This window comes from Snodgrassella alvi wkB2, from assembly GCF_000600005.1.
Taxonomy (GTDB): Bacteria; Pseudomonadota; Gammaproteobacteria; order Burkholderiales; family Neisseriaceae; genus Snodgrassella; species Snodgrassella alvi.
Window position 1 is genome coordinate 1,812,001 of sequence record NZ_CP007446.1, and the last position, 13,068, is coordinate 1,825,068.

At 45.7% G+C, this 13,068-nt stretch carries 12 protein-coding genes; 10 read left to right on the top strand and 2 right to left on the bottom strand.

Annotation, left to right across the window (positions count from 1 at the left end):
• The first annotated feature begins 82 nt into the window (after window positions 1–82).
• The 5 genes from SALWKB2_RS08170 to ppk1 all read left to right on the top strand — a co-directional run bounded on the left by SALWKB2_RS08170 (window position 83) and on the right by ppk1 (window position 5,320).
• On the top strand, window positions 83–883 hold the full coding sequence (locus SALWKB2_RS08170; RefSeq protein WP_025331186.1) for a hypothetical protein: 801 nt from the start codon (window positions 83–85) through the stop codon (window positions 881–883).
• Window positions 880–2,217, top strand: coding sequence for an amino-acid N-acetyltransferase (gene argA / locus SALWKB2_RS08175; RefSeq protein ID WP_025331187.1), 1,338 nt, complete (start codon window positions 880–882; stop codon window positions 2,215–2,217). The genes SALWKB2_RS08170 and argA overlap by 4 nt, the downstream gene beginning before the upstream one ends.
• Window positions 2,218–2,279: 62 nt before the next feature.
• On the top strand, window positions 2,280–2,552 hold the full coding sequence (locus SALWKB2_RS08180; protein ID WP_025331188.1) for an oxidative damage protection protein: 273 nt from the start codon (window positions 2,280–2,282) through the stop codon (window positions 2,550–2,552).
• Between the two features lie 6 nt (window positions 2,553–2,558).
• A complete protein-coding gene (locus SALWKB2_RS08185; protein WP_202806254.1) occupies window positions 2,559–3,173 on the top strand; it encodes a serine acetyltransferase in 615 nt (204 codons plus the stop codon).
• Between the two features lie 86 nt (window positions 3,174–3,259).
• The gene (ppk1, locus tag SALWKB2_RS08190) at window positions 3,260–5,320 is read left to right on the top strand and encodes a polyphosphate kinase 1 (protein WP_025331190.1); all 2,061 of its coding nucleotides are present in this window, start codon (window positions 3,260–3,262) and stop codon (window positions 5,318–5,320) included.
• A 146-nt stretch (window positions 5,321–5,466) separates the two neighbouring features.
• On the opposite strand, the gene dut is transcribed toward ppk1, so the two are convergent.
• Both dut and coaBC read right to left on the bottom strand, forming a co-directional pair.
• On the bottom strand, window positions 5,467–5,928 hold the full coding sequence (gene dut / locus SALWKB2_RS08195; protein ID WP_025331191.1) for a dUTP diphosphatase: 462 nt from the start codon (window positions 5,926–5,928) through the stop codon (window positions 5,467–5,469).
• An 82-nt stretch (window positions 5,929–6,010) separates the two neighbouring features.
• Entirely contained in the window at window positions 6,011–7,207 is a 1,197-nt protein-coding gene (gene coaBC / locus SALWKB2_RS08200) for a bifunctional phosphopantothenoylcysteine decarboxylase/phosphopantothenate--cysteine ligase CoaBC (protein WP_370530639.1), read from the bottom strand.
• A 523-nt stretch (window positions 7,208–7,730) separates the two neighbouring features.
• On the opposite strand from coaBC, the gene SALWKB2_RS08205 reads away from it, so the two are divergent.
• From SALWKB2_RS08205 to SALWKB2_RS08225, 5 genes are all read left to right on the top strand, one after another.
• Window positions 7,731–8,861 carry an ABC transporter ATP-binding protein gene (locus SALWKB2_RS08205; RefSeq protein ID WP_025331193.1) on the top strand — a complete coding sequence of 377 codons (1,131 nt, stop codon included), beginning with the start codon at window positions 7,731–7,733 and terminating at the stop codon, window positions 8,859–8,861.
• Between the two features lie 19 nt (window positions 8,862–8,880).
• Entirely contained in the window at window positions 8,881–9,849 is a 969-nt protein-coding gene (locus SALWKB2_RS08210) for an ABC transporter permease subunit (RefSeq protein WP_025331194.1), read from the top strand.
• Window positions 9,842–10,723 carry an ABC transporter permease subunit gene (locus SALWKB2_RS08215; protein WP_025331195.1) on the top strand — a complete coding sequence of 294 codons (882 nt, stop codon included), beginning with the start codon at window positions 9,842–9,844 and terminating at the stop codon, window positions 10,721–10,723. Before SALWKB2_RS08210 ends, SALWKB2_RS08215 begins: the two co-directional genes overlap by 8 nt.
• Before the next feature lie 77 nt (window positions 10,724–10,800).
• A complete protein-coding gene (locus SALWKB2_RS08220) occupies window positions 10,801–12,117 on the top strand; it encodes an NAD(P)/FAD-dependent oxidoreductase (RefSeq protein WP_038648969.1) in 1,317 nt (438 codons plus the stop codon).
• Between the two features lie 67 nt (window positions 12,118–12,184).
• Window positions 12,185–12,967: a BUD32 family EKC/KEOPS complex subunit gene (locus tag SALWKB2_RS08225; RefSeq protein WP_025331197.1), complete on the top strand. Its 783-nt coding sequence runs from the start codon at window positions 12,185–12,187 to the stop codon at window positions 12,965–12,967.
• Window positions 12,968–13,068: the final 101 nt, after the last annotated feature.

A 13,068-nucleotide genomic window follows, 5' to 3' on the forward strand; every position in this document is an offset into this window, starting at 1 on the left:
CATGCTAATGCGATAACACGGCTATCTGCTTCTGACAGTACTTAATTGCTTCCTTTTTAACTATTTGGTTTGCTGAAAAATCATGTCTAAAACAATTACTGTTATTTGTCCCAAATGCCATGCAGAAAATATCGTAGCAACACCGCCACGTGATGGAGGACGTGTTGTGTGTGAACAATGCCAGCACAGATTTACAGTTGTATCCAAAATCCGTACGAATAAAAATGTCACCCCACCGGTCGGAAGCAAAAATAATACGGCAGCTTCCGGACAACAGGTACCCAGTGCCAGTGAAGTAATGGATTTACTGCAAAATGCTCTGAATTTAAATCAGACCAACAGCAGAAATGCCCAGAGTCAGATATTTACCAGTGCACCAACACCAAAAAATACTGCGGTTATTGATAAAAGACCGAATCTGAATACTTTATTAAATCAAGTAGCCAATAAAGTTGAAATCCGCGTGCCAACGGTAATTGAACCGGAACCGGAACACTCGTCTGCGCCGCAGCCGCAGCTGGCCAGCAGTGAATTACTGCGCAACCCGCCACCTGTAGCAGAGCCGGTAAAAGAAGCTCCGCCAATAGTCAATACACCAGTCCATGTGCCTGAAGAAAACACCACCAGCATCTCCATGAACAGTAATGTGAATAACCTGAATAATCTTGTTTTTACCTTACTGCCTAATGACAATCCAAATCAGGCAGATGTACCATTACTGCTTAATGATGCAATCGAAAAAACCGATGCCATCCATGCCAAAACCGAATTTTTACATCATCAGCAGGATAAACTGTCCAAAGAATTTAACTGGACTCTGGCAACCATTGTTGCGTTAACTGTACTGATGATGCAGTTATTTTATTTAATGGCAGTAAAATGAACATTCATGCAGGTAATCAAGAAATTTTTAAAAGTAACCAGTTTGTTCACGATTTTCGTCAGGCCTCACCTTATATCCACCATCTGAATGGTAAAACGCTTGTTTTAGCAATTAGTAGCCATGTTTTGGTAAGCGACAAACTCGCAGCACTGGCCGCCGATATACTTTTATTAACCAGCCTCGGTATGAGGCTGGTTCTTATTCACGGTTGCAGTCAGTATATTCAGGCCATAGCTGGCAGTGATACTGCAATCAGCATAGATGAAAATCCGGTTACGGATAATGCTGCTCTGGAATTAGTCAAACAGGCCAGCGGAATTGCACGCTTCAATCTGGAAGCAGCACTATCTATGATACCTACACAGGTTATGGAGCACAGCACTCCGAACCTGCGTATTGCTGCAGGGAATTTCCTGCGCGCCAAGCCTCTAGGCGTAATTAACGGAACAGATATGGGCTACAGCGGCTGTGTTCGCAAAGTAGATTCGGCCGCTATCGAAGAGCGTCTGGCTCACAATCAGCTGGTATTAATCAGCCCGATCGGTCATTCGCTTAGCGGTCAGTCATATCGTTTGCAGGTAAATGAAGTTGCACAGGCTGTGGCAGAAGCCATCAGCGCAGAAAAACTCATCTTTCTGGGCACACAGCAGGGTTTACTGGATGAACAGCAACAAACCATCAGTGAACTGAACTGTGTTGAAATTGCCAGTCTGCTGGCACAAAACACCGGAAGCAGACGCCAGACAGAGCTGTTACAGACAGCAGCCCATGTACTTGAACACGGCGTTCAACGGGTGCATGTTCTGTCCGGTCTTCAGGATGGCAGCCTGTTACAGGAATTATTTACCCGTGAAGGCAGCGGCACAGCCATGGCTAAAGCGCCCTTTATGCGTATCCGGCCGGCTGCTAATAAAGATATCGGTGATATCCTGCAACTGATTGCGCCACTGGAAGCAGCCGGTATTTTATTACCGCGTGACAGTGAATACATGGAAAACCATATTCATGAATTTTCTGTGCTTGAGCAGGATTGTTATGTTTATGGCTGTGTTGCTTTACATGTTTATCCTGAAGCAAATGCCGGTGAGCTGGCGTGTCTGATTGTTTCACCGAATGCCCGCGCCCGCGGCTACGGAGAACTGCTGCTGACTCATGTTATTAAACAGGCACAGCAATTACAGCTAAAAGAACTGTTTGCTCTGAGCACACATACTGGTGACTGGTTTGTCGAACGCGGATTTATCAGTGCTCACCTGGAACAATTACCATTAGAGCGGCAGCAACAGTACACCAGTAACAAACGCCAGTCGAAAATATTTTGCCGCCAGCTTTAAACCAACTCCTGCAAAATATTCTACAATCTGTATTTTTCCCTGAATGACACAAAGGAAAACACATGAGCCATATGGTGCATTGCGTTAAACTGGGCAAAGAAGCGCCCGGATTGAAATTTCCGCCATTTCCCAATGAACTGGGTAAACGCATATACAATAACGTATCACAGGAAGCCTGGGATGGCTGGTTACGTTATCAAACCATGATTATTAATGAAAACCGCCTTAGTCTGGCCGACCCCCGCGCCCGTCAGTACATTACACAGCAAATGGAAAATTATTTCTTCGGCGAGGGTGCCGATCAAATCAGTGGTTATACACCGCCTCAGGAATAAAAACTAATGGCTGTTCGATTTCACAGAGACGAACAGCCTTTTATTTTCCCGACATCTTTGCACTGTTTTATGGTTATCGAGCTTATTAAAAGTGATTTGTTTCGTTATAGCGGCCGTACAGACTGGTCTAGTTTTATTCGTCATTATCTGTTTAACCGGGGGTTCCGCTTTACTTTCTGGCTCAGGCTGGCCTCCGTACCGGGAATATGGCGCAAACTTGCCTACCCCATGTATGCATGGCAAAAACGCCGCAGCGGCATCATTATCAGCCCGCGCACAGCAGTGGGTTATGGTTTGTACATTGGTCATGGCGGCCCGCTGATTATCAATAGCAGTGCCCGACTGGGTAATAATGTCAATCTTTCCCCCTATACAGTAATTGGCGCTAACAACGGACCTGCAGCCTGTATCGGTAATAACGTCTACATCGGACCCAATTGTAATCTGATTGAAAATGTACAGATTGGTGACAATGCCACTATTGGCGCCGGCAGTGTTGTGACTAAAAATATTCCGGCAAATGCCACAGCTGCCGGCAATTACGCTAAAGTACTGAATTACCAGAATCCGGGACAATATATCCACAACCGCTGGCCGACAGAAAATACAAATGAAGCTTGACCTGTCAGCAAAACAGTGCCAATGTTAGTAACATTAACACCAGACTGACAAATTCTTACCCTTAATGACAGTTACAGGTATAGCCAATGTCCGAAATTCAGCCACATCTACTTTGCCGTGAACTTAGCCTGCTGGCTTTCAATCGTCGCGTTCTGGCACAGGCACAGGATACACAGGTACCCTTACTCGAACGTTTACGGTTTTTATGTATCGTTTCTTCCAATCTGGATGAATTTTTTGAAGTAAGGATGGCATGGCTGCGGCGTACCCGTGAACTCTCACCACATATTCCTCTGGCCAATGGCGAACTACCGGATACAGTCATTGCCAATGTAACCGAAGAAGCTCACGCCATTATTGCCGAGCAATACAGATTGTTTAACGATGAGCTGATTCCGGCACTGCGTAGTGAAGGCATATCTTTTTATCCGCGCAGTGAATGGAGTGAGGCACAACGCCAGTGGGTGGCTGATTACTTCCGAAATGAACTGTTACCCATTCTGACCCCTATCGGACTGGATCCTTCGCATCCTTTTCCGCGTTTACTGAATAAATCACTGAATTTTGCAGTAGAACTGGAAGGTAAAGATGCTTTTGGGCGTACCGGTGGCATGGCCATCGTTCAGGCTCCGCGTATTTTGCCAAGAGTACTGAAAATGCCTAAGGAATTATGTGACGGACATGATGGTTTTGTATTTCTGTCGTCAATCCTGCATGCTCATGTGCATACACTCTTCACCGGAATGAGCGTTAAAGGCTGCTATCAGTTTCGCCTTACCCGCGACAGCGACTTAAGTGTTGATGAAGAAGATCTGGAAAATCTGCGCACGGCAATTGCTGGTGAATTACAGGGAAGACAATATGGAGATGGTGTCCGGCTGGAAGTAGCCGATAATTGTCCGGCACACGTTTACGATTTCCTGCTTAGCCATTTTCATCTGGGGCGCGACGAATTATACCGGGTAAACGGTCCGGTAAATCTGGTACGACTGATGGCCGTACCGGATATGGTTGAACGCAATGATTTAAAATTTCCGCCATTTATTCCCGGCACACCGGCCATTCTGAATAAAAATCGCGATATGTTCAGCATCATCAGCCAGCGCGATATCTTACTCTATCATCCCTATCAGTCTTTCGAACCTACAGTTCGTCTGATTCAGCAGGCAGCTGATGACCCTCAGGTTATTGCGATAAAAATGACCATTTACCGCACTGGCAGTAACTCTGACCTGGTAAAAGCACTGATGAAAGCAGCACTGACAGGCAAACAGGTTACTGTGGTGGTTGAACTGATGGCCCGTTTTGATGAAGAAACCAATCTGAACTGGGCAGGTCAGCTTGAAGCTGCCGGTGCCCATGTCGTATACGGAGTCTTCGGTTATAAAGTTCATGCCAAAATGGCACTGATAGTCCGTCGTGAAGACGGCAGGCTGAAACGCTACGCTCATGTCAGTACGGGTAATTATCATCAGGGCACCAGCCGTATTTATACTGATCTGGGTCTGATGACCTGCAATCAGGATATCAGCGTGGATGTTAATACCGTATTTATGGAAATCACCGGTCTGGGACAACCCAATAATCTGCATAAAATAGCACAAAGCCCGTTTACTCTGCACAAAATGCTTCTCAACAGCATTAATAACGAAATTGAGCAGGCAAAAGCCGGCAAAACAGCTCGTATTATTGCTAAAATGAACGCACTGGTTGAGCCTTCTATTGTCGATGCCCTATATACAGCCAGCCAGGCCGGTGTACAAATTGAGCTGATAGTACGCGGAATATGTGTGCTGCGTCCGGGTGTTAAAGGCTTATCAGAAAATATCCGTGTACGTTCTATAGTCGGCCGGCTGCTGGAACATGCGCGAGTATTTTATTTTGAAAATGGCGGTGATTCTAAACTATGGATATCCAGCGCCGACTGGATGGGGCGAAATCTGTTCCGTCGTGTAGAAATTTGTACACCGATTGAAACACCTGAGCTAAAACAACGTATAATCAAGGAAACTCTGATGCTTGCGCTGGCTGATAATCAGTGTGCATGGCTGATGCAGCCGGATGGCCAGTATGAACGCATTAAACCAGCAGAGAAAGAGTCAGTAACCAATATGCAGAATATGCTTATTGAGCGTTATCGCCAGTAATAATACTGGTTTCAAACCTAAAACTACCGAATGGCCGGTCAGAATGCTGAATTAATTGTGTAGTAAGCAGTTTTAGCCAGTGCCATGGCAAAAAAAAGCAAGGTTATCCATCCGGATACCTTGCTTTTCGTTTACTTAAATAAAAATTACTGATGTCCGGTACTACCAAAACCGCCTTCTCCGCGGCTGGTTTGCGTAAATTCATCAACCACGGTAAAAGCTGCCTGCATAACCGGCACAATAATCATCTGAGCAATCCGTGCCAGAGGTTCAATCACATACGCTTCCTGACTGCGATTCCACAACGATACTTTTAATTCTCCCTGATAATCCGAATCAATTAAACCAACCAGATTACCCAGTACAATTCCATGTTTATGCCCCAGACCGGAACGCGGCAATATCAGAGCTGCATATCCCGGATCAGCCAGATGTATGGCCAGTCCGGTCGGTAGCAGAAAGCTTTCTCCCGGCTGCAAAGTAACCGGTGCTTCAATACAGGCACGTAAATCCAGTCCGGCCGAACCAATCGTCGCATATTCAGGTAATTGTTCTGCCATTGACGGATGTAATATTTTAATTTGTACAGATAACTCAGAAGCACTCATAAAAACCAGTCTTTAAATAATAGATCATTAAAAATATCAGGACAGCACGCCCTTATAACACATCAGTAACAGCCTTTTACTGTCACGGCAATAATTGTGCCAGCCGTTCAACAATAGCCGCAGCCGTATCCGCTTTACTCATTTGCGGTAAAGCCGTTTCCTGCTCGTCATCAAGTAAAATTACCTGATTGGTCGTTTTACCCATAGCCTGACTCACATCATTGGCTACCAGTAACGGCACACCTTTTTTCAGCCGTTTAGCACGCGCATGTTCCAGAACATGCTCACTTTCTGCTGCAAAGCCGACACAGAAAGGAGCATCCGGCCGGCCGGCTACAGTTGCCAGTATATCGGCATTTTCAGTCAGTTCGATTACAGGAACAGCCTGCCCCGGCTGTTTTTTCAGTTTTTGTACACTGCGGTTTTTTACTTTGTAATCAGCCACTGCTGCTACAGAAATAAACACATCCTGCTGTGGCAATAAACGCTCGACTGCATTCAGCATAGAATCTGCGCTGACAGCCTGTTCAGTGTAAGCCAGCCCTGCTGCCACTGACGTATTAATCTGTCCGTAAACCAAAGATACACTTGCTCCGGCCGCACGGCAGGCACGTGCCAGAGCCATACCCATCTGTCCGCTGGAAATATTGGTAATACCGCGTACCGGATCAATGGCTTCAAAGGTTGCCCCGGTTGTAATCAGCACACGTTTACCAGCCAGCACCGGCAGTGTCCAGACATCTGCCAGCAATTCCGCCAGTTCAGCCGCTTCCAGCATCCGTCCGCTGCCAGTTTCGCCACAGGCCTGCTCACCAACTGCCGGTCCGAGTATTTTTATCTGATCCTGACGTAATAAAGCCAGATTGCGCTGATTAGCCGGATTATTCCACATTTGTACATTCATTGCCGGCGCAACAGCCAGCGGACAGGTACGGGCTGCTACCAGAGTTGTCAGCAGATTATCAGCCATTCCATGCGCAATTTTCGCCAGCGTATTGGCAGAAGCCGGTGCAATCAGCATCACATCTGTCTGACGACTCAGATTGATATGAGCCATCCCGTTGCCACCGGCAGCATCATGAGTATCCAGTAATACCGGTTCTCCGCTCAGTGCCTGAAAAGTAGTGGGACTGACAAAATCAGTAGCTGCCTGTGTCATCACAACATTAACCTGATGTCCGGCTTTTTTAAGCAGTCGCACCAGTTCACAACATTTATATGCAGCAATACCACCACAAATACCCAGCAACACCTTTTTCTTCATTACTTTTACATCCATCGTTCTGACCGGCCGTTAACAGATATCTACCGAATTTTCATTTAACCCAGTCAGAAAAAATAAAACAAACTATTTAATTATAAGGAAAATTTTTTGCATAATCCATTTATACTCACATTCACATTTTATAATTGAAATCAGTACAATCTCATTATCAGATACAACCGCTGAGTAGATCAGATTTAAATGAATATAGCAGCCAATAATTACATGATACACTAGGCAATATTCAGCCTGCCAGACAGCATGTTCTCTGTCAGACCGTACTTTAGCTCAATCCTAACAAAATTTTATTCAATTTAAAAAGTACCGCTAAATCCCTGTTTACATACAAAGTTATACTCTAAGTGGAGAATTTAAACGTATTAACACTTAAATTTCATTGCCCCATACTAAATGCTTGCATACAATGCGTCCCCTAAAGCAGGAGCAGAATCGTTTTTGCACCGTTCTTTAAACATTACAGTAAACATCCATATGCCGAGCATTGGCTGGAACGATTTTTCTGGAGTAACCTTTAATTATGAGCGAAAACGCAATCACCAGACCCGGTGCCGATCCAGCACATTACTTACAGATTAAAGACATCGTCAAGACCTATGGCGATAATTACGCTGTAGACCATATTAATCTGACCATCAAAAAAAACGAAATATTCGCCTTGCTCGGCAGCTCCGGCAGCGGTAAATCGACTTTATTACGCATGCTCGCCGGTATGGAAACACCAACTCAGGGACAGATTATCCTTGATGGTGAAGATATTACTAAACTGCAACCCTACGACCGCCCTATCAATATGATGTTTCAGAGCTATGCCCTGTTTCCGCATATGACGGTCGAACAAAATATCGCTTTCGGATTAAAGCAGGACAAACTGCCCAAAGATGAAATCAGTGCACGGGTAGAAGAAATGCTGCGTCTGGTACAAATGAGCAAATACGCCAAACGCAAACCTCACCAGCTTTCCGGTGGTCAGCAGCAACGCGTTGCGCTGGCACGCAGTCTGGCAAAACGCCCTAAATTGCTTTTATTAGATGAGCCTCTGGGCGCTCTGGACAAAAAACTGCGCCAGCAAACCCAGCTGGAACTGGTGAATACTCTCGAAAAAGTAGGTGCTACCTGTATTATGGTTACTCATGATCAGGAAGAAGCCATGACAATGGCTTCACGTATTGCCATCATGTCGGACGGACAGTTGCAACAGGTTGGCACACCTTCTGATATTTACGACTATCCGAATAGCCGCTTTACAGCTGAATTCATGGGCGAAACCAATATTCTGGAAGGCAAAGTGACTGAAGACGGTGCCGACCATACCATTATTCACTGCCCCGAAATGCAGCAACTGGTTTATCTGGGGCACGGTATCAGCGGACCGGAAGATCAGAAAATCTGGCTGTCTATTCGTCCTGAAGATATCAACATCTATCGCGAGCAACCTCAGCAGGAATATAACTGGTCAGCCGGAATTGTCAAAGAAATTGCCTATCTCGGCAGCTTCGGTATTTTTCATATCCAGCTGCCTTCCGGCAAAATTATCAAAAGTCAGGTGTTGTCCTCATACTGGGAACAATACAGCATTCCTATGCCCACCTGGGAAGAAAAAGTTTACATCAGCTGGCCGGATAATCAGGTCAGTCCTCTGACCCATTAATTGGCGCGGGAGCTTAAACATGAACTGGTTTAACCGCCTCAAAGGCTTGCGCCCGACACAGGGACTGGTTGTCGGCATCCCTTACATCTGGCTACTGGTACTTTTCCTTATCCCATTTTTTATCGTACTTAAAATCAGCTTTGCCGAACAGGATATTGCTATCCCGCCCTATACTCCGCTGTATCATGTAGATGCAGAAATGGGACGGGTAAATATTCTGGTCAGCTACCAGAATTATGCCGACATTTTCAATGATTTCTGGCATTCTCTCGGACAAATGTTTATTGGCAATCTAGGCGATAACATTTACCTGCTGACTTACTGGTTATCAATTAAAACAGCTTTCACTACAACACTTATCTGTTTGCTGGCGGGTTATCCGATAGCCTATGCTATCGCCCGGGCTCCGGAAAGGATCCGTAACGGTCTGCTGCTTACCATTATGCTGCCTTTCTGGACATCATTTCTGCTGCGTGTATATGCATGGATGAGCCTGCTCGGCCATAACGGTATTATTAATACTTATCTGATCAAATGGGGACTCATCAGCAACCCGATGAATATGCTATACAACTCATTCTCACTGAATCTGGTTATGGTATATACCTATCTGCCCTTTATGATTCTGCCTCTGTACACTCAGCTGGTAAAACTGGACAACCGCCTGCTGGAAGCCGCTGCCGATCTCGGTGCCGGTCCTATTAAAGCGTTTGTTTCCATTACTCTGCCACTATCCAAAGCTGGGATTATCTCCGGTTCGATGCTGGTCTTTATTCCGGCAGTTGGTGAGTTTGTGATACCCGAACTGATAGGCGGACCAAAAAATCTGATGATTGGTAAAGTACTGTGGCAGGCTTTCTTCGATCAGAATAACTGGCCGCTGGCGTCAGCAGTTGCTGTTATTATGGTGCTGTTACTGGTGATTCCGATTACCTTGTTCCATCGTTATGAAAACCGGGAAATTGAAGAAGGAGCCAGCCATGCATAAAAACATATCATCCTGGTTTCTCAGAGTAATGCTGTTTCTGGGGCTGGCATTTCTGTATATACCCTTGGTTGTCCTGATTATCTACTCATTCAATAATTCGCGACTGGTCACTGTCTGGGGAGGTTTTTCCACTCAGTGGTACAGTAAATTATTACAAAATGAACAGATACTTGATGCTGCGTGGCTTTCAGTACGCATTGCTCTGTGCTCGGCGGCAGCCGCAGTCATTCTGGGAACACTTGCCGGCTACGCACTGGCCCGCATCAAACGTTTCCGTGGTAATACCTTGTTTGCCGGTATGGTTTCTGCACCAATGGTTATGCCGGACATCATTACCGGTTTGTCCATGCTGCTGTTAATTATTCAGGTACAGATATTGCTGCAAAACAGTGTTTTTAGCTTTCTGTATTTTGAACGCGGTTTTTTTACTATCTGGCTTGGTCATACCACCCTGTGTATGGCTTATGTAACTGTTATTATCCGCTCACGTTTGTCTGAGCTTAATCAGTCACTGGAAGAAGCAGCCAAGGATCTTGGTGCGAGGCCATTAAAGGTATTTTTTCTGATTACACTGCCTTCAATTGCTCCGGCTATTGCATCCGGCTTTCTGCTGTCCATTACGCTGTCGCTGGATGATTTAGTCATTACATCATTCCTGTCCGGTCCGGGTTCTTCCACTTTGCCAATGATTATATTTTCAAAAATCAAACTGGGTCTGGATCCGCAAATGAATGTACTGGCCACCATCATCATTGCACTGGTAGGTACATTGGTTATAGGTATTAATTACTTCATGATGCGGCAAAATACCCGACGTGAACGGGAAATGGCAGAAGCCTATCGACAGAGCCAGTTACTTGAGGCTAACAAATAAAAATGCATACATGGCAGCTATCTGATTTCGGTTAGCTGCCAGTTTTTCATCTTCCTAATCAGTTTAATCATGTAACTATGTCTACCTACATACCGCCAGATACAGAACGCATTGACAGCTACTATACAGCCAGCTGTAATGACCACAGCCACTATCCAAGTTTAAAAGGTACTGTTGAAGTGGAAACCTGCATCATTGGTGGCGGACTGAGCGGAATCGGTACTGCATTGCCACTGGCACAACAGCAGCATAGTGTAGCACTTATCGAAGCCGCCCGAATCGGTTATGGCGCCTCCGGCCGTAACGGCGGTCAGGTCATTTATGGTTACGCTGCTGAAATGAGCAATCTGGCCGGCATGATCGGACTGAAAAATGCACAAACACTCTGGCAGTGGAGCCGTGAAGCTGTCACTCTGATTGAACAACAGATTCAAACCTACCAAATCAGCTGTGACTGGCAACGCGGTTACGCTCATGCAGCTATCCGGCCGCGCCAGCTGCGTGCCTTAACTGAATGGGTGAAAGAAGCTGCAGAACACTACCATTTTCATGATTATGAAGTATGGAATTCAAACCAGCTGCAACAGCAACTGGCCAGTGAACGCTATACCGGCGCGATTTTTGACCATCAGGCCGGACATTTACATCCACTTAACTACTTACTTGGACTGGCTCGTGCAGCTGCCCGTGCCGGAGCATTGCTGTTTGAACATTCCCCTATGCTTTCGCTGGAAACATGGCAGCACGGATACCGGATTACCACACCAAACGGGAATATCATTGCCAAAAATCTCGTGATTGCTGTCAATGCCTTTACCCGCAGTCTCCGGCAAGCACCTATAAAGGCACTCGAAGCCAAAATCCTGCCTGTAGGTACATACATGATTGCAACCCAGCCGCTTGGGGAACGTGCTCAGCAACTCATCAAAAATAACATGGCAGTATGTGATACCCGTTTTGTACTTGATTATTATCGTCTGAGTGCAGACAACCGCCTGTTATTCGGAGGTAAAGTGAATTATTCCGGTCGTGAACCAGGCCGGCTGCAACTCATTCAGAGTATGCGCCGTGACATGCTTAAAGTATTTCCACAACTGGCTGATGCAGAAATTGATTATGCCTGGGGTGGTCTGGTTGATATCAGCATGAACCGCCTGCCCCATTTCGGGCGTCTTAACCCGCAACTCTATTTTTTACAAGGATTTTCAGGACATGGCGTGGCTGCTGCCGGTATGGGCGGGCAGATTATTGCTGAGGCAATCAGTGGTGATGACAGCCGCCTGAGCATGTTTGAAAAAATTATACATCACAACTTTCCCGGTGGCAGTTTACTGCGCCTGCCCATACAATGGGCAGGAACAGGTTATTACCGTCTAAAAGATTTATTACCTTAATTTTAAGAGTTATAAACTTAACTATAGTACAATCAATACCCGTTTTTGAATTCAAGCAACAGGCTTCATGACCGCTTCCGACTCTTCTGCCTTTTATCAGCATGCATTACAACAGTGCCTGCTCATACAAACCGGCCTGATGCAAAGCCATATACTGACTAACGGCGAAAAAGTATGGGTACGGCAAGCTGGTGCACGCAATAGTGCCTGGCGCTATCACTTATTAAAAATAGCTCAGAAAATAAGTGGTATTCACATGCTGCAACCTGTACCCAATTTGGGCGGAATACCTGCACTGCAAACCGAAGCATCCCGTCTGCGGGCTCTGGCCTCAGCAGGAGTGCGGGTTCCTGCCATTCTGGCGCAACAACCGGATGCACTGATGATTAGTCATATTGGCGATCACAATCTGGAAAAAGAATGGAAACACTGTAAGCATCAGCCTGAACTTCTGTTGCAACGCTGGCAGCTTGGTCTTAACGCCATCGAAGATGTACATAAACGCAAGCAATACCTGAGTGAAACTTTTGCGCGCAATATGATTTACATTAATCAGGACAGCATAGGCTTTATCGATTTCGAAGATGATCCTTTATCCGCGATGACATTAACGCAATGCCATTCCCGCGACTGGCTATGCTATCTGCACTCAGGTGCACGTTTAATGCAGGAATTCGGCGTAACTGTTCCGGCTAAAGAATTATGGCATAGCGTACTGCATAATCAACCTGATGAAGTAAGCAGTATTGTCAACAAAAGCTTACATAAAATCCGCTGGATGCGTCATCTAAAGGCTAAATTTTATGGTAAAGACACACTTAAGCTTGCCGCGATGGCCGGATACGCCTGAAATAAGCCCGGCTAACGCACAATCATGATCGATATTGCAAACTCAGGTATATAAAATAATTTTTCTCATCAAGCAAAAAAGCTGTAGCAACAATAACATGC

Coding starts and splice junctions, on each gene's coding strand:
- SALWKB2_RS08215 (WP_025331195.1), top strand. CDS start 9,842: ATGCATAAAAACATATCATCCTGGTTTCTCAGAGTAATGCTGTTTCTG.
- SALWKB2_RS08180 (WP_025331188.1), top strand. CDS start 2,280: ATGAGCCATATGGTGCATTGCGTTAAACTGGGCAAAGAAGCGCCCGGA.
- argA (WP_025331187.1), top strand. CDS start 880: ATGAACATTCATGCAGGTAATCAAGAAATTTTTAAAAGTAACCAGTTT.
- SALWKB2_RS08205 (WP_025331193.1), top strand. CDS start 7,731: ATGAGCGAAAACGCAATCACCAGACCCGGTGCCGATCCAGCACATTAC.
- coaBC (WP_370530639.1), bottom strand. CDS start 7,207: ATGGATGTAAAAGTAATGAAGAAAAAGGTGTTGCTGGGTATTTGTGGT.
- SALWKB2_RS08170 (WP_025331186.1), top strand. CDS start 83: ATGTCTAAAACAATTACTGTTATTTGTCCCAAATGCCATGCAGAAAAT.
- SALWKB2_RS08185 (WP_202806254.1), top strand. CDS start 2,559: ATGGCTGTTCGATTTCACAGAGACGAACAGCCTTTTATTTTCCCGACA.
- dut (WP_025331191.1), bottom strand. CDS start 5,928: ATGAGTGCTTCTGAGTTATCTGTACAAATTAAAATATTACATCCGTCA.
- SALWKB2_RS08225 (WP_025331197.1), top strand. CDS start 12,185: ATGACCGCTTCCGACTCTTCTGCCTTTTATCAGCATGCATTACAACAG.
- SALWKB2_RS08220 (WP_038648969.1), top strand. CDS start 10,801: ATGTCTACCTACATACCGCCAGATACAGAACGCATTGACAGCTACTAT.
- ppk1 (WP_025331190.1), top strand. CDS start 3,260: ATGTCCGAAATTCAGCCACATCTACTTTGCCGTGAACTTAGCCTGCTG.
- SALWKB2_RS08210 (WP_025331194.1), top strand. CDS start 8,881: ATGAACTGGTTTAACCGCCTCAAAGGCTTGCGCCCGACACAGGGACTG.